Annotated in this window: 17 protein-coding genes and 1 other RNA gene; 12 read left to right on the forward strand and 6 right to left on the reverse strand. The window is 40.0% G+C overall.

The annotated features are described in order from the left end of the window. Nucleotides 1–54: 54 nt before the first annotated feature. The 3 genes from ACP14Y_RS17040 (at nucleotide 55) to ACP14Y_RS17050 (ending at nucleotide 2006) form a co-directional block, all read left to right on the forward strand. Nucleotides 55–453 carry a hypothetical protein gene (locus ACP14Y_RS17040; RefSeq protein ID WP_424964101.1) on the forward strand — a complete coding sequence of 133 codons (399 nt, stop codon included), beginning with the start codon at nucleotides 55–57 and terminating at the stop codon, nucleotides 451–453. Between the two features lie 9 nt (nucleotides 454–462). Continuing rightward, nucleotides 463–823: RNase P RNA component class A (gene rnpB / locus ACP14Y_RS17045), an RNA gene on the forward strand. Nucleotides 824–848: 25 nt separating this feature from the next. Next, entirely contained in the window at nucleotides 849–2006 is a 1158-nt protein-coding gene (locus ACP14Y_RS17050) for a sigma-54-dependent transcriptional regulator (protein WP_424964102.1), read from the forward strand. Here the strand turns inward: ACP14Y_RS17050 and ACP14Y_RS17055 are convergent. Further along, nucleotides 2003–2128, reverse strand: coding sequence for a hypothetical protein (locus ACP14Y_RS17055; protein WP_424964103.1), 126 nt, complete (start codon nucleotides 2126–2128; stop codon nucleotides 2003–2005). The two genes, ACP14Y_RS17050 and ACP14Y_RS17055, sit on opposite strands and share 4 nt — an antisense overlap. Before the next feature lie 108 nt (nucleotides 2129–2236). Beyond that, nucleotides 2237–3193, reverse strand: coding sequence for an acyl transferase (locus ACP14Y_RS17060; RefSeq protein WP_424964104.1), 957 nt, complete (start codon nucleotides 3191–3193; stop codon nucleotides 2237–2239). A 47-nt stretch (nucleotides 3194–3240) separates the two neighbouring features. Here ACP14Y_RS17060 and ACP14Y_RS17065 point away from each other — a divergent pair, with 47 nt between their 5' ends. Beyond that, nucleotides 3241–4128: a hypothetical protein gene (locus ACP14Y_RS17065; RefSeq protein ID WP_424964105.1), complete on the forward strand. Its 888-nt coding sequence runs from the start codon at nucleotides 3241–3243 to the stop codon at nucleotides 4126–4128. Here ACP14Y_RS17065 and ACP14Y_RS17070 read toward each other — a convergent pair. After that, nucleotides 4122–6527 (reverse strand): thiamine pyrophosphate-dependent enzyme, encoded by a 2406-nt coding sequence (locus tag ACP14Y_RS17070; protein ID WP_424964106.1) that lies wholly within the window; start codon nucleotides 6525–6527, stop codon nucleotides 4122–4124. The two genes, ACP14Y_RS17065 and ACP14Y_RS17070, sit on opposite strands and share 7 nt — an antisense overlap. 265 nt (nucleotides 6528–6792) lie before the next feature. On the opposite strand from ACP14Y_RS17070, the gene ald reads away from it, so the two are divergent. The 3 genes from ald (at nucleotide 6793) to ACP14Y_RS17085 (ending at nucleotide 9792) form a co-directional block, all read left to right on the forward strand. Further along, nucleotides 6793–7905 (forward strand): alanine dehydrogenase, encoded by a 1113-nt coding sequence (ald, locus tag ACP14Y_RS17075; RefSeq protein WP_424964107.1) that lies wholly within the window; start codon nucleotides 6793–6795, stop codon nucleotides 7903–7905. A 148-nt stretch (nucleotides 7906–8053) separates the two neighbouring features. After that, complete coding sequence (locus ACP14Y_RS17080) at nucleotides 8054–9085, forward strand: sensor histidine kinase (protein WP_424964108.1); 1032 nt, start codon at nucleotides 8054–8056, stop codon at nucleotides 9083–9085. Beyond that, nucleotides 9082–9792, forward strand: coding sequence for a LytR/AlgR family response regulator transcription factor (locus ACP14Y_RS17085; protein WP_424964109.1), 711 nt, complete (start codon nucleotides 9082–9084; stop codon nucleotides 9790–9792). The genes ACP14Y_RS17080 and ACP14Y_RS17085 overlap by 4 nt, the downstream gene beginning before the upstream one ends. Here ACP14Y_RS17085 and ACP14Y_RS17090 read toward each other — a convergent pair. Continuing rightward, on the reverse strand, nucleotides 9770–12037 hold the full coding sequence (locus ACP14Y_RS17090) for a patatin-like phospholipase family protein (protein WP_424964110.1): 2268 nt from the start codon (nucleotides 12035–12037) through the stop codon (nucleotides 9770–9772). The genes ACP14Y_RS17085 and ACP14Y_RS17090 overlap by 23 nt on opposite strands. A 195-nt stretch (nucleotides 12038–12232) precedes the next feature. Further along, nucleotides 12233–13372, reverse strand: a complete 1140-nt coding sequence (locus ACP14Y_RS17095; protein ID WP_424964111.1) for a cystathionine gamma-synthase — start codon at nucleotides 13370–13372, stop codon at nucleotides 12233–12235. Nucleotides 13373–13584: 212 nt separating this feature from the next. On the opposite strand from ACP14Y_RS17095, the gene ACP14Y_RS17100 reads away from it, so the two are divergent. Next, on the forward strand, nucleotides 13585–14055 hold the full coding sequence (locus tag ACP14Y_RS17100; RefSeq protein ID WP_424964112.1) for a hypothetical protein: 471 nt from the start codon (nucleotides 13585–13587) through the stop codon (nucleotides 14053–14055). A gap of 8 nt (nucleotides 14056–14063) precedes the next feature. Here ACP14Y_RS17100 and ACP14Y_RS17105 read toward each other — a convergent pair whose 3' ends face one another. After that, entirely contained in the window at nucleotides 14064–14564 is a 501-nt protein-coding gene (locus ACP14Y_RS17105; RefSeq protein WP_424964113.1) for a hypothetical protein, read from the reverse strand. Between the two features lie 73 nt (nucleotides 14565–14637). On the opposite strand from ACP14Y_RS17105, the gene ACP14Y_RS17110 reads away from it, so the two are divergent. The 4 genes from ACP14Y_RS17110 to ACP14Y_RS17125 are packed head-to-tail and all read left to right on the forward strand — an operon-like array spanning nucleotide 14638 to nucleotide 25186. Continuing rightward, nucleotides 14638–15795 carry a TIGR03032 family protein gene (locus ACP14Y_RS17110; RefSeq protein ID WP_424964114.1) on the forward strand — a complete coding sequence of 386 codons (1158 nt, stop codon included), beginning with the start codon at nucleotides 14638–14640 and terminating at the stop codon, nucleotides 15793–15795. A gap of 14 nt (nucleotides 15796–15809) precedes the next feature. Continuing rightward, complete coding sequence (locus tag ACP14Y_RS17115) at nucleotides 15810–18224, forward strand: tetratricopeptide repeat protein (RefSeq protein WP_424964115.1); 2415 nt, start codon at nucleotides 15810–15812, stop codon at nucleotides 18222–18224. 2 nt (nucleotides 18225–18226) lie between these two features. After that, nucleotides 18227–20380: a tetratricopeptide repeat protein gene (locus tag ACP14Y_RS17120; protein WP_424964116.1), complete on the forward strand. Its 2154-nt coding sequence runs from the start codon at nucleotides 18227–18229 to the stop codon at nucleotides 20378–20380. 42 nt (nucleotides 20381–20422) lie between these two features. Further along, nucleotides 20423–25186, forward strand: coding sequence for an FG-GAP-like repeat-containing protein (locus ACP14Y_RS17125; RefSeq protein WP_424964117.1), 4764 nt, complete (start codon nucleotides 20423–20425; stop codon nucleotides 25184–25186). Nucleotides 25187–25195 lie beyond the last annotated feature (9 nt).

Raw genomic sequence — 25195 nt, forward strand, 5'->3', positions numbered from 1 at the left:
CGAGGGTAATTCGATAGGAATGGTTATCTTTTTAGTAGATAAATCCTAAACACCATGAATTACAGAAAATTTAGTCAGAGCTACGCCAAAGAAATTGGAGGCGAATTTCGCGAATACGATGAAAGTCAATCCGTCATTATTGTTCCTTTAGAAAGAGGAAGGTTCCAAACAGTCACCGGACATATTACGGAGCATCCTGGCTATAATAGAGAAGTAGTTCATCTAAAATCCAAAGTATGTGAGCTTTCGTATGACATACCTTTTGAGGAGTGTTTAGCGGCTTCAAAAGATTATCCTTATACCAAGTTTGTTATTGAAGATGGCTTCCTTAAAGTGGAGGCGATCAATTTTCTTGTGAATCTCAAGGATCAGATGGTGAAGGAAATGATCCAGGAAATCGCCCAACATGCAGATGATTGGGAATTAAAAATCACTGGTAAGGATATTCATTAATATTTTTGCAACGCAGGCCGACCCATCGCGCTAACGATTTTGTCAGCGAGGAAAGTCCGGGCAGCATAGAGTAGCGTGCTTCTTAAGCGGAAGCGTGCTGACGGTTACACGTCAGTATAGAGATAGTGCCACAGAAAACAGACTACCTGTCTCTGATAGGAAAAGGTGAAAAGGTGAGGTAAGAGCTCACCGGGCTAATGGTGACATTAGTTGCATGGCAAACCTCACGTGCTGAAAAACCAAATAGGTTCTACGTTTGAGAGTTGCTCGCTCGAGTGGAATTGGGTAGGTTGATAGACCTTGTTGGTGACAGCAAGGCTAGATAAATGATGGGATAGAACAGAACCCGGCTTACTGGCTTGCTTTTTGTTTATATAGCTCTCAAATTTTGATATATGGCTAAAATTCTTGTTGTCGATGATGAAAAGAGTATAAGAGATGCTCTTAGCGACATTCTCTCAGAAGAAAAATATGATGTCCTTACAGCTGAAGACGGTGAGTCGGGTTGGATAAAGCTGGAAGATGAGAAAATTGATTTGGTGCTCTGTGACATTAAAATGCCAAAAATGGATGGTATGGAGCTGCTGAGTAAAGTATCCGAAGAAGGAATGGATGTGCCATTTGTCATGATTTCGGCACATGGCACCATAGATACCGCAGTGGAGGCCACAAAGAAAGGGGCCTATGATTTCATACAGAAACCACCTGATTTGAATCGAATACTGCTTACCGTACGAAATGCACTCGAGAGCTCCAAGCTCACAACAGAAACAAAAGTGCTGCGTAAGAAGGTGAGTAAGGGATTAGAAATCATCGGAGAATCAAAAGGAATAGCTGAAGTAAAAGAGACCATCGAAAAGGTAGCCCCTACAGAGGCACGAGTGCTGATAACGGGAGAGAATGGGACAGGAAAGGAATTGGTAGCCAGATGGCTTCACGAAAAAAGTGCACGTTCAAAAGCTCCTTTGGTAGAGGTGAATTGTGCTGCTATTCCCTCTGAGTTGATAGAAAGTGAATTGTTTGGTCATGAAAAAGGCTCCTTCACCTCGGCACATAAGCAACGTATTGGAAAGTTTGAGCAGGCGCATGGAGGCACGCTCTTTTTAGATGAGATTGGAGACATGAGCTTATCTGCTCAGGCTAAAGTTCTAAGGGCATTACAGGATAAAAAGATATCTCGTGTAGGTGGGGATAAAACCATAAATGTAGACGTAAGAGTACTGGCAGCTACCAACAAGAACCTGAAAAAGGAAATAGAGAATGGTAACTTCAGGGAAGATCTCTACCATAGATTAAGTGTGATGGTGATCACGGTTCCGCCTCTTAGGGAGCGAAAAGAAGATATTGGATTGCTCACTGATCATTTTCTGGATCAGGTTGCAACGGACTATGGTACAGCCAAGAAATCAATTGATAAGGACGCAGTTAACCAGCTAGAGCAATATGACTGGACTGGAAATATTCGGGAGTTAAGAAATGTCGTCGAACGATTGGTAATCATGTCTCAGGACACGATTACAAAGAGCGATGTGAAGAAGTACGTAGAGGCTTAAGCGTTAGCTTGCTCTGTTTTCACTTCTTGGGTGTCTTCCTGTGCGTAAGTAGGGCATGTTCTTTGAGTACATGCACTCATGGCAAGGATTACTACTGCTAGTATGGTAAGTTTCAATTTCATAAGCGGTTTAATTCGATGAGCAAGCTATTTATATTACTAACCCTTCAAAAATAGAAGAAATAATCTACTATACAACAGCGATTTCGCTAAAATATTTCATTCTTTTCGCTAAATAAGCAAGTTACATCCACGAATGTCGCTATTATCAAAACGACCGAGTACTTCAAAAGATTTTCTACTTTTCCTTCCCAGGTCTTTGGTTTCTATGAAACAACAGGTATCAATATTTGCCAGGTCTATGACATTGATGCCACCGGTCTTTTCTTCAGGTAAATAAGAAAAGGGATCGTTAATATCCCTGATTAAGCATTTAGCCCACCCTGGAAATGAAAATTCTCCATCTCTACCATAAGCCTGACTTTGTAATTCCGTCATTCCATATTCTGACCAGATATGATCCACTCCAAATCCCTGCTTCAGATTTGAATGAAGTTCACTTCGGGTCATTTCTTTTCTTCTGCCTTTCATTCCTCCGGTTTCCATGATAATTGCATTGCTTGTATTTGGAGCTTTTTCCGCAAGATCAAGAAGTGCATAGGATACTCCGATAACCAACTTTTTATCCGCTGCACGGAGCACATGATCGACATTCGCTTCTAAAAAATATCCTGAATTAGGTTTGCTAAATCGCATGAAGTAATCCACCATGCTGATGAGTGATGAGTCACCTTGTTCCTGATAGGAGGGTAGTATGGCAACAATCAGAAAATCACTAAGTGATCCGAAAATCGCTTCAAAGTTGAACTTGGCACTTGTATGATAGAGGGATAGGTCTTTAATATAATGTTGACTTCTGCCTGTGGCGGTTGTCCCACTACTTTTGAAAACTTTCGTCTCATCCCATTCTCCACTTTTTACAGCATGGTTTTTGAAGCATTCAATTGGAAGGAATGGTATTTCATTTAAACGATTAACATTTTTAGGTGTTCTTTTTAGGTGATTGCAGTATTCATGATATATCTGACAATTTGAATATTGATATTCAAAAGCAGCCAATGAACTATCCTGAAATGTTTCTTCGTTTATTTCAGATATCCTATGCTTGAATTCTTCAGCAAAACTCATAGGTTTGTCTCATTAGGGGACATGTAGATTAATTTTGTTTTCATCATATGAAAAGACACCTCAAAAGTATTTGGTTTATTTCGGTATTGGTACTGACACTGACTGGGTGTTTCGAAAAAGATGTATTTCCAGATACACCTAAAATCGCTTTTGAGGATATCGTATTTTATGATGGAACCAATACTGATTCATTGATATTAACATTCTCTTTTGAGGATGGAAATGGAGATATAGGAATTAATGAAGGGTCAGATATTTTGCCGCCATTTCACGAATTTGATGTTTACATCGATTCACGTGATAGTTTGGTGACTGAGTCAAATCTTAATGAGGTAGTTCCCCCGATCTACCTAGCTCCCTTAATTACTCAAAACTTTGTGCCAATTGGCATTTCTGGTAATACGTTGATTGTTGACCCATCAGAAAACGATTACCCGGTATTGGCATTTGGCAGGGAGCTTTTTTCGGAGGATGTTGCGGACATTCCGTTTGAATGCCCGGGACTAGCCAATCAGGATCGGAATTTTTTGACAAATACTACGATTACCGCTTACGATTTCGGTGAAAACTCCAATATCATCCCAACCACTGGGGCACAGGTTGTGAATACGACTATTCCTGTGAATAGGGTTGAGTCTCATTATAATTTTATTATTGAGTTTCAGAAAAAGGTGGGGGAGAATTATGTTCCATTAAACTATCAGGACATTTTCGGAACGGAGCTCTGTGATGTTGGGATCTTCAATGGAAGAATTCCAGTCTATGACCCTGAGGGGAAAAGCGGGAATATTACCTATTCTATTCAGTCTGTAATTCTGAGATTAGCTTTTCTTGATGATGTGATAAGAGCTAAATTTTATGTCTATGACAGAGCCGGGAATAAAAGCAATGAAGTATTTACCCCCGACTTTGTATTATCTGAAATTACTCAATAAAGAGGCGGATAGTTTTCAGGATTAGCCTCAGACATGATCGCATACACTTTATCAAATACGTTCTCTACGTTAGGTTTTGAGAAATAGTCACCGTCACTGCCGTATGCAGGTCTGTGATTCATTCCGGTGATTGTCGTTGGCTTAGAGTCCAGATGGAAATAGCCATTGTCTCTCTCGAGGATTTGCTGAAGGATAAAAGCAGAGGCACCACCTTCTACGTCCTCATCAACGACAACCAGTCGATTCGTTTTCTCCAGTGAGGCAACAATCATTTGCGGTCTATCGAAAGGAATAAGTGTTTGTGCATCAATCACCTCGGCATCAATCCCTTCTTCAGCCAGCTGGTTAGCGGCTTCCATTACAATTCGGCAGGTAGATCCGTAAGTAACGATTGTTACATCATTACCCTCACGGAGGATTTCCGGTTCTCCCAGTGCAAGCTTGAATTCTGTTAAATTATCAGGCACTCTTTCCTTTAGACGATAGCCGTTCAGTGATTCAATTACTAATGCAGGATCATCCGATTGAAGAAGCGTGTTGTAGAATCCAGCTGCCTGGGTCATGTTTCTTGGCGTAAGAACATATATTCCACGCAATGAATGCAGGATCATCCCCATAGGTGATCCGGAATGCCAGACGCCTTCCAGTCGATGACCTCTTGTCCGAATGATCAATGGGGCCTTTTGCCCGCCGTAGGTTCGATATTGTAAAGTTGCCAAATCATCCGATAGCGTCTGGATGGCGTAAAGTAAATAATCCAGGTACTGAATTTCAGCAATCGGTCTTAATCCTCTGATCGCGGCTCCAATGCCCTGGCCAATAATTGTCGTTTCACGAATTCCTGTATCAGTTACTTTCAGTTCTCCATATTTCTCCTGAAGACCAGCGAACCCTTGATTTACATCACCAATTTTCCCCACATCTTCACCGAAAGCAAAAATTCTAGGATCGTTTTTGAGCAGATGATCAAAACAAACATTCAATACTTCTCTTCCATCAACCAACTCACTTGATTCAGAGTAGGTGGCAGGAACAGTCTCCACATTCAGTGCTGATTCTTCAGATTGGCTATAAAGCTTTGAGTTGAATTGCTTGGAATAAAGATTCGCTTTCTCTTTGAGCCAATTTACCAATGTCTGCTTTTCACCTGAACTTTCATTTTTAAGCAATCTTAATGTTTGCTTCGCTGAGCGGATTACATTGGATTTTTCCGGATTCAGTTCTTTTCTTAAGTCCTCTGCGATTTTGGAGATTTCATCCTTTTGAGATGATGAAATGCCAGCCTTTTCAATAAGGTTTAGCACTTCCTCTACGTCTTTCTTTATATCCAGACTGTAAGACTTCCACGCCTGATCTTTGGCTTGTTTTGCAGCTTGCTTTGCTTCTTTTTCCATTGCATCCAGTTCATCAGCTGTAGCAAGGTTTTCACTCTCAATCCACTCTCGCATTTTCAAAATGCAATCATGCTCTTTTTCCCAGTTCAGTCTATCCTTCGTTTTATATCTCTCATGAGATCCTGAGGTAGAGTGACCCTGCGGTTGAGTTACTTCTACTACATGAACTAGACATGGAATATGTTTTTTTCGTGAGGTCTCAACTGCCTTCTTGTAGGTCTCCAGGAGTGCCGGGTAATCCCAGGCTCTCACCTTAAAAATTTCATATCCTGGCTTATCCTTTGATCGCTGGAATCCACTGAGTGCATCAGAAATACTTTCTTTTATCGTGTGATATTTCTGTGGTACAGATATGCCATATTCGTCATCCCAAACAGACATCACCATTGGTACTTGCAGCACGCCTGCGGCATTCATAGTTTCCCAAAAGTGACCTTCGGAGGTAGATGCATTGCCAATGGTACCAAAAGCTACCTCGTTACCTTTTATTGAAAAGTCTTCAAATTCCTCCAGTTCCTTATTTTCTCTGTACAGTTTGGATGCATAAGCAAGACCCAACAATCGTGGCATTTGTCCTGCTGTTGGAGATATGTCTGCGCTGCTGTTTTTCTTGTCTGTTTGGGTGAGCCATTCTCCTTTTTCATTAAGATAGCGGGTAGCAAAGTGACCATTCATCATTCTTCCTGCAGAGGCAGGGTCTGCTTCAACGTCAGTGTGCGCGTATAGTTGAGCAAAGAATTGTTCGGTATTGAGTTGCCCAATTGCCATCATAAAAGTCTGGTCGCGATAGTACCCTGACCTCCAGTCACCATTTTGAAAATATTTGGCCATCGCAATCTGAGGCATCTCTTTACCGTCACCAAAAATTCCAAACTTCGCTTTCCCCATGAAAACTTCCTTTCGACCAATCAGGCTGGCTTCCCGGCTTTCAACTGCTAGTTTGTAATCGCTTAAAATTTCCTTTTTTGAAACTGGTAATTTGGTTTTACTTTTCGCCTCGCTCATAATGATGAATGTTTAAGAATCTATAACGAATGCCACTCTCAAAAGTACGAAAAAATACGCACATATGAAAGTTGAATTACCATATAAAACTATTGACAGGACATTTTGTTGAGCCTATATAAGAATAATATTCTGTTAAATTTAATTTTATATAATTTAATATTGATAAAATAAGAATTATATCTCTGCATGTTTCGTATTTCATAATGTTGGTTTTCCTCTGAAATACAGTTCCTATATTTGCCATCCCATAACTAATACTACGATGATAATAGGCGTTCCAAAGGAGATAAAAAATAACGAAAACAGGGTGGCTGTTGATCCATCAGGTGTCGTTGAGTTCACTAAAAGAGGTCATGAAGTTTATATTCAATCTACTGCAGGTATAGGCAGTGGATTTACGGACGAGCAATACACGGAAGCAGGGGCTAAGATTTTACCAACCATCGAGGATGTTTATGAAATAGCCGAGATGATTATGAAGGTGAAGGAACCCATCGAGCCAGAATATAAGCTTTGCAAAAAAGATCAATTGATTTTTACCTATTTCCACTTTGCTTCTTATGAGCCATTGACGAAAGCAATGGTTGAGAGTGGGGCAGTATGCCTGGCATACGAAACGGTAGAAAAAGCGGATCGGTCACTACCACTTTTAGTTCCAATGTCTGAGGTTGCCGGAAGAATGGCCGTGCAAGAGGGGGCAAAGTATTTGGAGAAACCATTGCAGGGTAGAGGAATTTTACTTGGTGGTGTTCCTGGAGTTCGCCCGGCAAAAGTGATGATCTTAGGTGGTGGTGTGGTTGGTACAAATGCGGCTAAGATGGCAGCAGGAATGGGAGCAGATGTGACCATTCTGGATTTGAATTTGCAACGCCTGCGATACCTGGATGATGTAATGCCTGCGAATGTGAACACCTTCATGAGTAGTGAATACAACATTAGAGAGCTAATAGCGACGCATGATTTAATAATAGGTGCAGTATTGATCCCGGGAGCAAAAGCCCCTCATTTAATTACTAAAGATATGCTGAAGGAAATGCAGCCGGGTACTGTGTTGGTGGATGTTGCAGTAGACCAGGGGGGGTGTATTGAAACATGTAAACCTACCACGCATCAGGATCCGACTTTCATCATTGATGACGTTGTTCATTACTGTGTGGCAAATATGCCGGGAGCGGTTCCATATACTTCAACGTTGGCTTTGACCAATGCCACTTTGCCATATGCTCTTCAGTTAGCAAATAAAGGATGGAAACAAGCATGTAATGATAACGAAGAGCTGAAGCTTGGATTGAATGTGATCAATGGAGAGATTGTCTATAAAGGAGTGTCGGATGCATTCGATATGCCTTATACCCCTGTGGACAAATTCTTGTAAGAGATTGTAGATTTCAAATGGGCCCATTCATCAATTTGATGGATGGGCCTTTTTATTTCCACTCATCTGTTGCTTATGACCATTCCCCTCAAAGCTTTCGATTAGGAACAGCTTGTCCGTTTTATTTGTGGTGTACTAAATCAGATAGATGACCAGAAATACATCATATTGGCTCTTCCAATCCATCGGTTGGTTCATGTACGGAATGATCGGGGTGATCATCGCGCTACTTTTCTATGATAATGTGGACGTGTGGGTGATTTTAGCTCAGTTTTTCAGTGCGATCGTGATGCTTTTCGCTACTCACTTACTTCGCTACAAAATGAAGCTGGATGGGTGGTTGAAGCTGAAAATTAAACAACTGATTGTTCGATTAGTACCAACACTAATCATTCTGGCATTATTGGCCAATGGCATTACCACCGGATATACAATTCTGACTACAGACCTAATACCGGTTGATAAAATCAGTCCGACTGTATTTTTATTATTTACTTTTCAGACTTTTGTTTATTTCTGCTTGTGGACAGCTGTTTACCTAATTATTTATTTCTTTAGAAACTATAAAAAAGAGGAAGTAGCAAAGTGGCAGCTGCAGACAGCAGTGAAAGACGCTGAATTGATCGCACTAAAAGCCCAGATCAATCCTCACTTTTTATTCAATGCCTTAAACAATATTCGGGCTCTCATACTGGAAGATCACATGAAAGCACGGGATATGGTTTCTCACCTTTCAGAATTGCTGAGGTATTCCATCCAATTCAATGACAATGAGAAAGTGACAGTGGAGGAAGAGCTTGAAATTGTGAATAAGTATTTAGAGCTGGAAAGTGTGCATTATGAAAGTCGCCTGCATTATGAAGTTTTGTCAAAGAAGGAATTGAATCGTTGTAAAATCCCACCGATGCTCATTCAACTGATGGCTGAAAATGCAATCAAACATGGTATTTCACAAGTGAAAAATGGTGGGGATATTTTAATAAGTGTAGATAAAGAAGGAAAAAATTTGGTGCTGGAGGTGAGCAACACAGGAAAGCTAAAGAAGAATTTAGGAAGTGGAATAGGATTACGAAATGCGACTGAAAGAATTCGAATTTTGTTTGATAGTGAACCAGACCTGGAGTTATTCGAACAAGGGAATATGGTTCGATCGAGATTAAAATTACCAATTGAAAAATGAAGGCAATAATTGTAGATGATACCCGGCTGGCTCGTCAGGAGCTACAGTTTCTTTTGAAAAACCACAAAGACGTTCAGGTGATCGACGAGGCTGAGAATGCCGATGAGGCGAAGAAGAAGATTGAGGAATTGAAGCCAGACCTGGTTTTTCTGGACATTCAAATGCCTGATAAGGATGGATTTGAATTATTGGAAATGCTGGATGAAGTTCCGCAAATCGTATTTACCACGGCTTATAGTGAGTATGCCATTAAGGCTTTTGACTACAATGCGTTGGATTACTTAAAGAAACCGATAACGGACGATCGGTTGACCCTTGCACTCCAACGTGTACGAGAAAACATTGAAAAGCAGGAAGAACCAAAGGATGTGCTGAGCGAAAACAGTCAGGTTTTTGTTAAGGATGGAGAGAAGTGCTGGTTTGTCACGTTGAAGGATGTCCGGCTATTTGAAATTTGGGACAATTACACCCGAATTTACTTTGAAGAGCACAAACCTATGATTCCGAAAACACTTCAATACATGGAGAGCAGATTGGATCCTAAGGTGTTTTTCAGAGCAAACAGGCAGCAGATCATAAACATGAAGTGGATCGATAAAATCGAACCGTGGTTCAGTGGTACCATCAGACTTTATTTAAAAGACGGAACGGAAGTAGAGGTCAGCAGAAGGCAAACTTCCAGATTTAAGGATTTGATGAGCTTTTAAGTAAATTCTTCAACTTCTTGATAGCCTGGCTGTTGCTTTCAATGTTAATGTTATTGATGATGTGTTGCTTCTCTTTAGTTGTCAGGTGCCAGCTCAAAGAAGCACGCTCTACCTCGGACACCTGCTTGTCTTTTTCAAAGGAATCATAGGCGACTTCTACCACATCAAAGTCTCCATCAAACCACAGTTTCATTTGTTCCAGGCGGAAATCATTGTTGATATCCTGCATGTTGGTGAGGTTATTGTAAACACTCGCAATAGGGTAGGTGAGTCGGTCGATAACCGAAGGGTTTGGTCTCTTCTCTATGGGTTCGTTGGATTTGGTATCACGCACCACCAAAAACACAACACCCCCGGTATTTTCAGCTATCCAATCTTTAAATACATTAACAAATCGGATGGCATCAGATACCCCAAAATTATCTGAGATTCCGGCATCCATAATCTCTACCCGCGGCTCTGCAGGCAGGCTAATATTGGGGGTAATGTAAGGAAAGCTTGCAGACATTCTCAATGCAGTAAGGAAACTCAGGTTTTCAGCTTCATTTTGTCTGAATAAGGCCTGGAAATCCACACCTCTGATCTTCGATTCATTCCCATCCAGAACGGAAGAAGATACACCCATATATGAAATTGGCTGTGAGGAGATATAAAGCTTGCGACCATCATTGGCGATGGTAGGCGACATGATCAGTGTTGGTGTTTCTGCTTTTGCTTCCGGTTTTTGATAGTCATTAATTTGTTTATCCAAAATATGTCCCAGGTTTTTGTTCAGGTTCTTTTCAAAAACAAATCCCCGATCCACGCTATAGGTTCTGCCGGCATACTCATGCTTCCTGATCTTAAAAAACAGATCATTTACCAGTAGTCCAAAGATGACTGGGTTAAGGTTATCTTTTCCAATACGTGTAAGTAGTTCAGGACCCATGTCGCTTAGGGCAACCCTGGGATTTTGTCGTTGAACTTCACGATAGTAGGCAGCCCCAATAACACCACCAGATGCGCCAGTAATGAGAAAGGTTTGGTCCATGAGGGTACCATTGAGCACACTATCCGCTTTGAGAAGCGCATTCACCGTCCAGAGTGCGGCTCGTTGACCTCCTCCACTCACACATAAGAAGACCATCTTTTGTTCTTTTGGATTCTCCCATTTTGCCTTCCAGTTTTCCAGTGTCTCCAGCATATGCAGCTTATCGTGAACATATTGTTCACTGGAATGCACCTGCGCCAGATTCTCAATCGTATATTCAGTTTTGGCTGTGTCATAATTCAGACCTGTGGCCTGGTTTACCCCTTTTCCAAATCCTGTTTTCACTCCGGTATTTACCAGGATAAAAATGGCAAACGCAAAAGCAAGTCCCCATCCTTTAAACCAATAGCTAATGGCGCCAACAAGCATAACCGCGATGGCAAAGATTAAAAGCGAACTGGCTGCTGCCGGAATCTGTAGAAATTCGATGTTCATGAAGAAACCGAGTAACAGAATAACACCAATTATGAATAGCTCTACTACAACAGAGTTAAAATGATTTTGATCGAAGACCCGAACAATGGCCTCCCTGCTTCCGAAGTTGATGATATGCTCCGTAGATCTTGGCTTAAGGTTCAGGTCCAGGTAGTTTGTTACATTATACTCATCAGCTTTATTTTCCCTAATCTTTTTCATCACCCTGTCACGACTCAATCCACTTTTTTTCAAACGCTTGTCCAGGGTGCCAGCAAGGAAGATGAATATGTCTTTATTGGTAAAGCGGAAATAGAGAATCATAAGGAGGTGCATGCTGATAATCCCCAGGATGAGACCGACAACAAACAGGAAAATATCAAATGACTCAGCCAGTCCGTTCTCTACCTGGAAGCGAACCAGGAAAATGATGTAGATGATTAATATAAGCAGTGGGATGAGGCTATTGTTGATGGAAAATTTGGTGAAGGGACGCTGCAGTGTTCCAATAAATCGAAAGCGATGACCATCTAGGATGTAGGTGGTGATGTGCCATGCCATGATCAGGTTTCCGAAAGCGATACCTACGATAAAAAAGCTCCAAAATCCGACCTTTCCGAGGTATTCAGGATCAAGGAATAAATAATGGATGCCATAAACTCTACCCAGGCCCCCGGTAAATGCTGCAATGATGATGAACCAAACAGCCAATAGCGCCAGATTTTTCTTGAAATGATGAAATGTCAATTGCATCATTAGGGAATGAATGATCTGATTTAATGCTGATTTGAGTTTGTTCATTATTTACGTTTATCGAGTATTTGACTTGAATGTGGAAACTAATCTTTGGTTGGTCGAAATGAAACAATTTCATCGAATATAGTTACTATCTTCATATCGTATTTCACAACTAATCCCGAAAACAGGTCTTTTCGACTAAGCATAAAAAATCCCGGCGGTCACCGTCGGGATTTATTGTTTTTAGTTCTGAATTACTTATCCAATTGCCTGCTTTAGATCGGCGATCAAATCATCAACATCTTCAATCCCCACACTTAGTCTGATCAAAGAATCAGTGAGGCCAACAGCCAGTCGCTGCTCTCTGGGAATACTTGCGTGGGTCATGGTCGCTGGATGGCCAACCAGCGATTCCACTCCTCCTAACGATTCAGCCAGGCTGAATATTTTAAAACTGCTCAAAGTCTTGTTTGCCTGCTCTATGGTATCTTCCTTTTGCATAAAAGAAATCATCCCACCAAAATCTTTCATTTGTCTTTTAGCAACTCCATGATTGGGATGATCTTCGAATCCTGGCCAGTACACTTTTTCCACCTTTGGGTGATCCCTAAGGAAGTGAGCAATCTTCTCACCATTTTCACAATGACGTTGCATTCGGACATGAAGGGTCTTTATTCCTCTTAAAGCCAGAAAGCAATCTTGTGGTCCCGGAACGGCACCACCTGAATTTTGAATAAAGCCAAATTCTTCATCTGTAGCCTGATCATTCGTCCCCAGGAAGCCCATCACCACATCTGAGTGACCTGCGATATACTTCGTGACGGAATGCATGACAATATCCGCTCCCAAATCCAATGGATTTTGTAAATAGGGTGAAGCAAATGTGTTGTCAACAGCGACTTTAATGTTATTCTTTCGTCCAAGATCTGCAATCGCACGGATATCCATGATATTCATCATTGGATTGGTCGGCGTTTCAGACCATATCAGCTTGGTTTTATCCGTGATAGCAGCCTCAATGTTGCCAACATCCAGCATGTCAACAAAGGTGAATTTGATGCCATATTTGGCAAAGACCTTGGTGAAAAGGCGATAGGTACCGCCATACAAGTCGACGGTGCAGATCACTTCGTCATCGGGAGATAATGTTTTAATGACGGTCTCCGTAGCACTCATGCCCGAGCTAAAGCAACGTCCAAATGCGGCATTTTCCAATGAGGCAAGGTTCTTTTCAAGTACATTCCGAGTCGGGTTTTTTGATCTTGCATATTCATATCCCTTGTGGACTCCAGGTTCGTCCTGAACGTAAGTGGATGTCTGGAAGATAGGAGTCATAATTGCTCCTGTAGAGGGGTCTGCCTCTATGCCCGCATGTAGTGCTTTTGTTCCAAATTTCATGTGCTGATTTATTGAGATTTTGAAGTATGGCGAATTTAGGAATTATGTCGTTTTGAGCTAAAAATGGCTAAAATACCGTTTGTTGGTTGAAATCTTGGTTTTGTCGACAGTATGCTACCGATAGGCTATTTTATGGCCAAAGTGTCTAAGAATAGTGATATTCTTGCTTTACAATACAGGCTATTAAAGCTTTCAACTAAACAATAATAGCAATGAAAACGATCGCCACACTACTGCTTTTCTTTACGGCATTAAATGTCTCATCCCAATATTATTCGGGCTATTATGTAAGTGCACCCCAGGTACATTCTTTTGATCATTTCAAGATTAAGCACAAGCATGACCACACTAAACTGGATGGAAACCTGATCATTCATGCCTATCTGGAAAATGATGAATTATGGGAACAAACAGCTCATTTCGTTTCTGATGATGAACTGGAAGCGAAAATCATCACCGATTATAGCCACGGGGAAGATATCATTTCTGTTCACATGCTAAAATTTCTGTGGGATGGAAATGAATGGGAATATATCCTGCTGGGATACATTGCAAACGATAATCATCGCCACTTCATTGTCATAGAGGAGATTTTTAATGATGAGTCAGAAACTGAGCTACTTGAGTTTCACCGATTCGATTGGGTGAAAGGGCATCACTTGACTGCTGCAAGTACGCATTAATAAAAATGCTAGATTTTTATTGATACATTATTGAAAAATGCAATGCGCATTGGAACTCCTGTTTGATCATAACCTATAAATGTTAAGTCATGAAACTTCTCCAAAACGGGTTTTTGATCTTTAATATAATTTTCGACTAAAACTGGACTCTGGAAGGCAATCAATAAGCCCATAACATTATCCTTTTTTAAATCATCTATTTTGTCGAGCTCCTCAAAAGATTTCAAAAAAAGTCTCTGTGCGATTTTATTGTTTCTATGATCCTGAGCTATATAGGTTCTATAAAAAACAACTTTGCTTTTTAGCTGAGGATGGGGGGTAACAATACCAGTCGCAACACCGACAAGCGTATCATCAATCTTTGCAATAGCTAATAAATCATTTACTCTATTTTCGGCATCTTCTTTTTTTGTGATTGCTTTCTCCATTATCCAAAAATCGATAACTCTTTTTTTTAGATCTTCTGTAAGGTTACCCCACACGAACTCAATCAAAATTTCTTTCTTCATTTTCTTATCGTTTTGGCCAAAATATTAAAAAACATTTTAGTTTGCATCCTTCGTAATCACCAAATGACTCTTAATGGACATTAAAACTTCTGCCTCACAAGACAATACGCAATCGATTGATCAGGAAAATCCTTTTGTATATCAGCATACTAAGTCTTTTGCACAAATACTGCATGCTTTGAAAAGCAGCCTGGTACTAAGTACTTATCAAACAGGGAAGGTGGTCATGTTTAGTCCAAAAAATGACCAGCAATTGATTCAATTGCCGAGAAATTTCAGGAAGCCTATGGGAGTTGCTTCACATGATAAACATCTGGCGATAGCTTGCCTGAATGAAATTGTTTTAACGCACAGGTCTCAAAATGCTGCAAAGTCCTATCCCAACAAACAAAATGTATATGATGCAATTTATCTCCCCCGATCATCGCATTACACAGGAACGGTTGATACCCATGATATATCCTATGGAAAGGGAGGATTATGGGCTGTAATCACCCAGTTTTCATGTATCGCACAACTTGATCCGAGATTTAGCTTTCTTCCAAAATGGAAGCCAGACTTCATATCTGAGTTAACACCAGGGGACAGGTGCCACCTGAATGGAATGACAATGAAGGATGGTTTACCGAAGTATGTCACTGCGTTGGGCAAATCTGATAAACCGGGTGGTTGGCGAGATAATAAGTTGAAAGGTGGAATTTTAATGGATGTGGATAGTCAAGAAATTCTTTTAGAAGGGTTAGCCATGCCTCATAGTCCTAGGCTGGTCGGAGATGATATATTCTATCTACAATCAGCTGATGGGGAGCTGTGGAAGTACCACGTGCCCTCTAAATCTAACGAAAAGATTTGTGATGTACCAGGGTTTGCCAGGGGTATGTCATTTTATCAAAACTTCTTATTCATTGGACTATCCAAAATAAGAGAGGATAGTAAGGATTTTGGGAAGATGCCTATTGCGTCTAAAAATCCTATTGCAGGGGTTGCTATTGTTAACCTAAGAACAAAAAATGTCGAGGCATTGCTTGAATACCAGAATGCGGTCAAGGAGCTCTATGATGTTCATGTGCTCCCTGGAGTCCAAAGGCCAAATATTCTCAATACTTTAGGGGATATGCATACCAGAGCCATTATTACTCCAAGAAAAATATTTTGGCAAGATCCACAGAAAGATAAAAAGCAGAAGGGGCCATATGAGAATATGGAGCAAAACAATCAGTCGTCTAATTGATAGCGATTATTTGAATGGCCAGGCTAAATGTTGGTACATATTACAAGACAGCAGTCGATCTTCACACGTCAGGCAAATTTAAAGAGGCCAGAAAGCTCTACAATGAAATTTTAAAGACTGTCCCGCGCCATTGGGAAAGCTTATATATGATAGGTCAGTCCTATTATCAGGAGTATCGATTTGATTCAGCTATCGTGTTTTTCGACAAAGGTTTGGAAGTCAATCCAAAATCGATTGAGTTACGACTACAAAAAAGTCGTGCACAAATCAAAATCGGTCGTTTAGAGGAAGCTTCAAAATCATTAAACGCCTTAGTTTCAGAGAATAGGCAAAATCCCAAGGTTTTGTTTCATGCTGCTCGAGCTCTTAAAGAAACAGGCAAATACGAAGAGTCAATTTCATTGTATAATGAACTACTTGAGCTTGATCCGAATCATAAGCAAGGGTTGAACAATTTGGCGAACCTATATCAGCAGGTGTTCAATTTTCAAAAAGCGCTTGAGATATATGAGCGAATTATTGAATTGGATCCTTTTTTTCCAATGGCATATTGTAACAAGGCTGGCTTATTGCAAAAAATGGGTCATGAAAAAGAGGCAGAAACTCTATATAGAAAGACTTTGAAAATTGATGATAAGAATCATCTTGCATATTTTAACTTGGGAGTAATCGAATCTTCCAGACACAATGATGTTAAGGCCTTGGAGCTCTTAGAAGCATCCATCCGTTTGGATGGACAAAACCCCAAGTATATAAGCACCTATGCATACAATCTTTATAAGAATGGAGATAAGGAGAAGGGCATAGGAATTCTGAATCAATTGATCAAGAATGGAGCTAAAAGTGAAGAGCCATATGTTAAACTAGGTAAAATTTACATGCAAGAGCAAAGGTTTGAAAAAGCCTTAAAGGTCTTACTTCTAATTACGGAAAAAAATAAGTATGCCTGGGAGGCTATTTTTCTTTGCGGAATTGTGGCTGATTTTACCCAACAGCTAGAGTTGGCAGAACGGTATTTGTTGCAAATCAATCAACACCCTGAGTTTGCACTTCGGGCGAATATGACTCTCCAGCTTCTATATTCTAAAATTGGCAAGATTGAAAAGTACGAGGAAATGCTTTCTATAGTTACCAGGCAACTCGAATGGTTTGTAAATGGTGAGAGAAAAGAAGATGAGATTCCGGTATACAACCTTATGTATTTTCCGTTTGATCAAGATTTAATCTCATCTGTTTTAAAGAAATACACAGGCAACTTAATTGAAAGGGTTTCTTACCTTAGAGATGAGACTGCTTTTACGTATAGAAAGAAAGCGAATGAAAAAATGAAGGTTGGGTATTTATGCCCCTCGTTTGTGATGCATCCATCAGCTCATTTGATTATCGACACATTCAAGTATCATGATCGATCTAAATTCGAGATTTACGCTTATAATTTAGCCAAGCATGAGGATGAAATGACCGGTCAATTGAAGCGATCGGTTGATCATTTTGTGAACCTGGAAGATTTGAGAATTGAGGATGCAGCTAAAAAGATTAATGAGGACGAGATAGATATCCTTATAAGCTTATCAGGATACAACTTTGGTATGAAGATGGAGATTCCGGCATTAAAACCAGCTCCTATCCAGGTATTGACAATGGACTGGCATGGGTCACTTCAAGGAGATTTCTTTGATTACGTACTTAAAGATGAAATAGTACTAACTGAAAATCACCGGGCTGATTTCAGTGAATCGGTTGCTTACCTTCCATATTCACATTTCATAAGGTCTGAAATGACTCCTAGCAATAAGAAAGTGACAAGAAAAGATTATGGCTTACCGGAAGATGCATTTGTATTTGGATGTTTGAACCATACAAGAAAATTGAGTAAGACGGTGGTGGATGCTTGGGTTGAGATTTTGAGTCAGGTGCCCAATTCATACCTCTGGCTTTACAGCGCAGGGCAAGAAATCGTTGAACATAACCTTACTACATATTTTGAGAACAAAGGGATTATGTCCAATCGATTAGTCTTCTGCAAAAAAGAGTTCTATAAGGATCATTATAAGAGGATGGAACTCATGGACTTATTTTTAGATACACCTATTTACAATGGGCATACCACTGTTTTAGAAGCATTATGGATGAATGTGCCGGTACTCACCCTTCAGGGTGAATCAGTTAATGCAAGACTTGGAACTTCTTTTGTAAAGACAGCCGGGCTGCATGAATTGGTTACAGAGAATATTAATGACTACATTAAGATGGCGGTTGATATTGCCTCTGAAAACAAAGCTTCAATGCTTAGGGATCAATTAAAATCCTCCAAGTCAACCTCTCCGTTATTCAATATCGAAGGGGCAACCAAAAATTTGGAAAAGGCATATATGAAAATGTGGGAGATATATACAAATGGGGAGGAGCCACATGATTTTAAGGTTTAGCAATGAACACTCGTGAATACATTCAGGAGATAAATAAGCTTTCTCAAAGTATCCAGGATCAGAATTACGAGTATGTTATTCATCGGTCTGATGAACTTATCCAATTGGTGCCGGATCGAAAAGGAGCTTATCTCGTTCAGGCTCAGGCATTCATTCGTCAGGATAAACTAATCAACGCAAGAAACATCCTGCAAATAGGAAGAGACAATTGTGGTTCTCCTGAGTTGATGATAAATCTGGCAATTATCTATAGCAGGCTTAAGGATTTCAAAAAAGCATATCAAACGTTTAAGCAAGTAGATATTCCAACAGATCAAATTAGCAATCCTCAGTATTGGTTTCATTTTGGAAGGTCTGCAATCAAGTTTGGTCTGATAAACGAAGGGATAAACCATTACAAGAAAGTACTGAATGTAAAACCGGACCACAAAGCTGCTTTAAATAATCTGGCTAATATTCTACATAAAAAAGAGGAGCGGAAGTTGGCGGAGAAGTACTATCTGGATCTAATTAAGCACCATCCTGAAGAGGCCATGGCTTATAGCAACCTTGCTGGACTGTATGAGCAGGCTGGTAAGAAGGAAAAAGCTGCTGATTTTTTTAAAAAGGCAATTCAGGTTGATCCTACGATATCAATAGCCTATTATAATTTGGGTCAGATTTATTGCTCTCATTACAAGGATTTTGAAAGTGCTTTAAATGTTTATAACCAAGGGCTAAGACTTGGTGATTCCAGTTATTACAATGGAATTAGGTTTAATCAAATTCTTGCCAGACAAAACCTGGCTGACTGGTCTTATTATGAAGAGGATTTATCAGACCTAAATCAGATTATAAATGAATACCTTGAAAGCAATCAGTCTCTATTTGAAATAGTACCCTATGCGTTGAGCTATTTTAATATTGATCCAATACTGTACAGGAAAGTCGCTGAGAGGTATGCGAATAAAATTGTCGAAAACACGCGCAAATTACATCCGGATATTAATTATGACCATTCATTAGGCGAAGAAGACAAAATAAAAATCGGGTATCTCTCACCCAATTTCCGATTACATCCCGGAGGTACTTTGGTTAGGGGATTGTTTGATTATCACGATAGCAAACGCTTCGAAACACATGCCTTTTCGCTGGTTCATAAGGATGACTTTGTCAACAGAGATATTCGGGACTCAGTCGATTACTATCATAATGCTTCATCAATGACCTCAGTGGAGGTTGCCAATCTTATAAATCGAACAGGTATTGATATTCTGGTTTCATTAGCAGGATATAATAGTGATATGAAATTCGATATTCTTGCATTGCGACCGGCACCTATACAAATGATTTTAATTGGCTCCCATGAAACGACCGGAGCTGATTTTGTAGATTATATTTTCACAGACGAATTCCTTATTGATGATGAATACCGACAGGCATTTAGTGAGAATGTGATAACCCTACCATGCTCACTACTTCTAAATAGCGAACTCCCCCTGGATGAGCAGATAAAGACCAGCAAAGGAGATTATGGACTTCCTGAAAATCAATTTGTTTTTGCAAACTTCAATCATCCCAAAAAACTAGATCCTGCGACCTTCAAAGTGTGGATGCAAATTTTGCAAAAGACGCCCGATTCAGTGCTCTGGCTGTACAACGCAGGAAATAGGAAGCTTGGCGAAAAACTAAAAAATGAAGCTGAAATGCATACAATAGATCCTGATCGTCTTATCATGGGAGATCCCATACCTATTAAACAACATTGGGAACGTTTCAGGCATGCAGACTTATTTCTTGACAACTTTAATTACAATGCCCACGTGACGGGTATTGAAGCATTACGGATGGGTATCCCTATTGTTACGTTAAAGGGAAATAATCATAACAGTCGATTATGCTCCAGTTTACTTCATTATTCTGGCTTAAAAAACTTGATCTGTAACACAAAGATTGACTATATTACAGTATCATCACAACTTGCAACTAATGCCGCCGAATTAGAAGAGATCAAGATTAAGCTGCAAGCTGCTGATAGTAAGGTACTTTTTGATACCGAGTTGCAGGCTAAATATTTAGAGAAGGCGTATCTCAAAGCACTACTTAAATTTAGAAAAGGACAACCACCAGGGGATATTGTGGTTGGTACTGCTTTAGATTTAAAATCTTTTATATAAATATTGGCAACACCTAATACAACTGATAAAATACTTGCTACCATGAATAATTTCTACCACCTGTCTCTTAACGCTGCAAAAGAGAAATATTATAAATTTCGTAATCGTTTAGAGAAAAAGATTTCATCTGGCCAGTTTGATTCACTCAATAGAAATAAAAAGAATCAACTTGTAAACAGAGTAGAAAAATATCGGCTAAGGCTGGAAAGTCTTGGCTTTTCTGTTAAAGGGGCCCTTGCTACCGGATCTATTGCTGCAGTCTCTGCAGCCTCAGCGCAAACTCCGGCTTTTTATGAAAATGCGAGCCAGCAGGTTTCTGCAAGTGATGCCGTGAAATCTGTAGCAGTCGATATCGATAATGACACAGACTTAGAAATACTTCTATCCACCAGCGGAGGGGGATTGATTCGTGAAGGTGATATTGGTGGCTTTACTGCAGCTGCAGTGAGTACCGATGGGTTAGGCTCTATGAGCAGCGAGTTTGTGGTTGGTGATTTAGATGGAGATAATATTCCTGATATTCTTTTTCAGAATGGTAGTTCACTGGTAATAGCAGAGAACGATGGGAGTGGAAATTTTTATAGTACTGCGCTAAATTATGTTGCAGCTGCTACAGGAAGCATAGTAGACTTTGAGATCGTTGATCTGGATGGTGATGGGGATAACGATATAGCCTGGGTTGATAGCGGAGGAAGTTATTATGATGATGTGAGGTATCGATTGAACGATGGTACCGGTAATTTCGCCGCGTCTACTCAACTTGCTAATATCGCTGGAAGCTATATATCACAAATAGCCTTTACCGATATAGATGGAGACGGGGATACGGATATCGTGATTGGACAACACAATGGGAATTTCGGTCCTAGCGAATATGAAATCGTAGAGATTCTCAATAATTCTGCAGGAGCAGGGGCTACACCTTCATTTGCTCTAGATCAGTCTTTTACTTTCATTTTTAATGAATCATATTCAACCATCGAAGACTTGATGTTGGATGATATTGATGGTGATGGTGAGGTCGATTTGCTTGTGAGTCGATATTATAATTTCGGTCCCTCAGAAGGAACTATTCACTTATTCGGGGGCTCTCACGTAGCGGATAATCCAAATTTTAATTCTGCCGAAGAGATTAATTTCACTTACAGGTCAGCGGAGATAGTTCTGACTGATATAGATGGTGATGGTGTGAAAGATGTCCTTTTTACGGATATATTACAATACCCTGAATTAGCAAAAATCGGAAATGGTCTGACAATGCAGGGGCCTTTTAATCTGGCAGACGGTTATGGCTATGGAGACTTCAATTCAGGTGACGTTTCGTTGAGTGCAGGAGATTTCGATGGAGATGGGAATGATGATTTAATTGTCGGAAATGGAACTAGTACTGAGCTTTATTTAAATGTATTTGATAAAACCCCGGCAGCAGTTAACGCTATTAAAGCAGTTTTCAATGAACTCAGCGCTGCAAATGATCGAGTAGTGGCTCGACTTGTAGGGGTAAACAGTTTGGGCTTTGATGTATCAGGATCGCTTACATTTTCGCTAGTTGCAGGAGATGGTACCAATGATGCAGACAATTCAAGTTTTGAGATTGTCAATTCCAATCAGTTGGTGGTTGCTGATGGTGTTTCCCTCGATTTTGAGACAAAAAATGAGTTTAGGATAAATGTAGAAGCTACTGACGGAGCAGCCCCAATTACAGAGGCAATAACACTCCTCCTTGATAACTCACCTGAGGAGGGTTATGGAACCTTCGAGCAAGGAGAGAATCTTATGACATCTGGAGGGAATGATTATCGAATATACAAATCACAGCTGGTTGATGTAGATGGTGATAGTAATCTAGACCTCATATTCCTGGATAGCAATTATGGTGGAGATCTCTATTTCGTAAATGACTTTTTGAATAGTGGATTTAGCTCTGTTGATTACCTCGGCTATGCCAGAGGGTTCGCTGTTGGTGATGTTGACGGAGATGATGAATTAGATTTAGTAACGGTAACATATAGTCAAGTTCGTACCTATTTAGGAGATGGTAGCGGATCATTCACATTTGATAGGAGCTATGGCCTGGATTATGGTGGCGAAAACGTCAAATTGGTTGATTTGGATGGTGATGGAGTAAACGATATCGTAGTTCAGACGCGGTATAGCATAGAAATCTTCAGTACTGACGGAGGTGAAGGGCTTTCTGCAGGCTTCAATTCTGGCTATGCATTCTCTGGCGGAAATGACTTTGCTTTTGGCGACCGAGATGGAGATGGTATACTAGACATAGCGGTTCTGGCAGATTATGGTGATGCGGTTTACCTCTTCGATGGAGATGAAGCTGGCAACTTTAATTACTATGATTACATTGGAACATATTATAGTTATAAAGTTGAGTTCGCTGACACAGATAATGATGGTGATGATGATCTTTTACTTGTAGGTGAAAACTATCTAACTATTTATGACAACTCAGAAGGTAGCTTTACCAATACGGGATACTACTATTTATATAATGATGTAGATAAAGGGGAGTATGCTATTGGAGATTTTGATGGAGATAATGACATAGATGTCTTGATTGGGTACGACAATGGACTTCCTCAGGTGTTTCTTAACGATGGATCGAATGATTTGGAAAAAGGGGCATTCGTAAATCTAAACTTTTCTGAATCGGGTTCATTTTCAATGTATTCTTTAGCAGTTGCAGACATGGATGGCGATGATGATCTGGATATTTTGATGAATTACAGATTCAATAGTAACTATGGCTCATCAGTACTCACCAATCAGAATGTTGCACCATTCATCACTGGCTTTACAGGTGAAATCATTATCGATGAAAATGTTCCGGTAGGTTCTTATTTGGGTATGCTGGAATTTGACGATCCTAATGATGGGGATGTGGCAACTATTTCTCTCGCGGATGGAGACAATAATAATGACTTGATCTCGCTCAATTCAGATGGTACAGTGTCCACAGCTGCTGAAATTGATTGGGAACAGACTGGTAGTGTTTTAAATGTTGAATTCACCCTTTCAGATGGCACAAACACAAGGATTGAATCGGGGGAGATAAAAGTTAGAAACTTAGTTGAAAATGGTAAAGGAACCTTTGCAAGTGAAGGACTTCCGCTATTTGGTTTCCAGGAGCCAAGAGCTTTCTTCGCTGAAGATATCGATTTAGATGGCGATTATGATTTATTGAAATCAACCAATGATTCAGGTGGACTACCTGGTGAAATTGTACAGGATAGTCAGTATGCAAACAGTTTGTTTGTTCAGAGCAATAGCTCATTTAATGACAATCCAATTTTTGGGAATCCATCTTTTAGAATTACGTCAGCAGCATTTATTGATGCAGACAATGATGGAGACCTGGACATAGTGGGTGGTGAGAATGGTAGAAGCAGCATCTACTTTTTTGAAAACGACACCTATGGTTTCTTCCAAAATTATACAGTAGCAAATGTTTCTAATCTTGTTGGGATAGTCAATGGTGATTTTGATGGAGACGGTCAGGATGATGTGGCTATTATTGGTCGATACGAAATTGAGATTTTAACCAAAAACCCAGATGGTGGTGAAGGGCCATTTGATAATACGTTTATTTCCATTGGATCTTCCGGAGCGTTTGCCGGTACAATCGAGGCGGTGGCTGTAGGTGACTTTGATGGAGACGGATACGATGATCTATTCCTAGGAATTAGTTATAATGATGATGTAATTTTCTCTGGTTCATCAGATGGACTTACTTCTACTGGTTATGCAACGGCAGCTACGGGAGCCGATTATGGTGTAAGCGGGATCGCCACAGGCGATTTTGACGATGATGGTTCTTTGGATATTGCAATGATCACTGCTGATGATGTTGATGAAACACATCTGAGCATTCTTCTGAATAATGGTAGTGGTTCATTTTCATTAGCCTCGTCTATTGCCACAGGTGGTGAATACGAAGCAGACCTGAAAGCAGGGGATTTAGATGGAGATGGTTCGGTAGATCTTATTACCTCTCAATATATGTATGATTATGATGAGGTTGAAGGATCTTCAAGGTATAATATTGTTAATAACTGGATGAATGATGGTGATGGAGGTTTTACGATTGGAGAAATTAGTTTGAAAGCTGATAGGAATAGTGATGTAGAACTAATGGATGTAGATGGGGATGATGATTATGATATAGTATATGAGGATTATGATTCTCAGGCATTGTATGTCATCAAGAATATCAATGTCGCGCCAACTGCTATTGAGCTTTCCAACACAACAATAGACGAAGGGTTGGCGCTCGGAACTGAGGTTGCCACAGTTAATGTGATAGATCCAAATATATCTGATACGCATGTCGCATTCATAGCATCTGGCGATGGATCAAATGATACTGATAATGCAAACTTTGTAATAGACGGAGACAAGCTTAGAGTGATTAGAAATATTGAGTTCAATGATGGATCATCATTGAATATCAATATTAAGGCGATTGATCAGGACGGAGCATCGGTTTCTCAATCATTTACTCTAACTGTAAATGAAGTTCTTGGACTTGATGATAGTAGTGAAAGCTTTATTGTTTATCCGAATCCTGGAAATGATCGAATTTCTATTTCATTAAATAATGAAGAAAGAGGAAAGCTTGACTTACGAGTGGTTGATATGGCAGGACGAAGCGTTTTTGAGATGACTGATGAAAAAACCTCTAATATCTGGACAATGCCAAATCTGGATATGTCAGATGCTGAGACAGGCATCTATGTAGTCGAAATTAAGGTGAATGATACTACCGTTAAGCAACGGTGGATTAAAGAATAAATTTAAAAG

This window comes from Ekhidna sp. (assembly GCF_965247405.1).
In the GTDB taxonomy this organism is placed as follows: domain Bacteria; phylum Bacteroidota; class Bacteroidia; order Cytophagales; family Cyclobacteriaceae; genus Ekhidna.

Coding starts and splice junctions, on each gene's coding strand:
- ACP14Y_RS17040 (WP_424964101.1), top strand. CDS start 55: ATGAATTACAGAAAATTTAGTCAGAGCTACGCCAAAGAAATTGGAGGC.
- ACP14Y_RS17050 (WP_424964102.1), top strand. CDS start 849: ATGGCTAAAATTCTTGTTGTCGATGATGAAAAGAGTATAAGAGATGCT.
- ACP14Y_RS17055 (WP_424964103.1), bottom strand. CDS start 2,128: ATGAAATTGAAACTTACCATACTAGCAGTAGTAATCCTTGCCATGAGT.
- ACP14Y_RS17060 (WP_424964104.1), bottom strand. CDS start 3,193: ATGAGTTTTGCTGAAGAATTCAAGCATAGGATATCTGAAATAAACGAA.
- ACP14Y_RS17065 (WP_424964105.1), top strand. CDS start 3,241: ATGAAAAGACACCTCAAAAGTATTTGGTTTATTTCGGTATTGGTACTG.
- ACP14Y_RS17070 (WP_424964106.1), bottom strand. CDS start 6,527: ATGAGCGAGGCGAAAAGTAAAACCAAATTACCAGTTTCAAAAAAGGAA.
- ald (WP_424964107.1), top strand. CDS start 6,793: ATGATAATAGGCGTTCCAAAGGAGATAAAAAATAACGAAAACAGGGTG.
- ACP14Y_RS17080 (WP_424964108.1), top strand. CDS start 8,054: ATGACCAGAAATACATCATATTGGCTCTTCCAATCCATCGGTTGGTTC.
- ACP14Y_RS17085 (WP_424964109.1), top strand. CDS start 9,082: ATGAAGGCAATAATTGTAGATGATACCCGGCTGGCTCGTCAGGAGCTA.
- ACP14Y_RS17090 (WP_424964110.1), bottom strand. CDS start 12,037: ATGAACAAACTCAAATCAGCATTAAATCAGATCATTCATTCCCTAATG.
- ACP14Y_RS17095 (WP_424964111.1), bottom strand. CDS start 13,372: ATGAAATTTGGAACAAAAGCACTACATGCGGGCATAGAGGCAGACCCC.
- ACP14Y_RS17100 (WP_424964112.1), top strand. CDS start 13,585: ATGAAAACGATCGCCACACTACTGCTTTTCTTTACGGCATTAAATGTC.
- ACP14Y_RS17105 (WP_424964113.1), bottom strand. CDS start 14,564: ATGAAGAAAGAAATTTTGATTGAGTTCGTGTGGGGTAACCTTACAGAA.
- ACP14Y_RS17110 (WP_424964114.1), top strand. CDS start 14,638: ATGGACATTAAAACTTCTGCCTCACAAGACAATACGCAATCGATTGAT.
- ACP14Y_RS17115 (WP_424964115.1), top strand. CDS start 15,810: ATGGCCAGGCTAAATGTTGGTACATATTACAAGACAGCAGTCGATCTT.
- ACP14Y_RS17120 (WP_424964116.1), top strand. CDS start 18,227: ATGAACACTCGTGAATACATTCAGGAGATAAATAAGCTTTCTCAAAGT.
- ACP14Y_RS17125 (WP_424964117.1), top strand. CDS start 20,423: ATGAATAATTTCTACCACCTGTCTCTTAACGCTGCAAAAGAGAAATAT.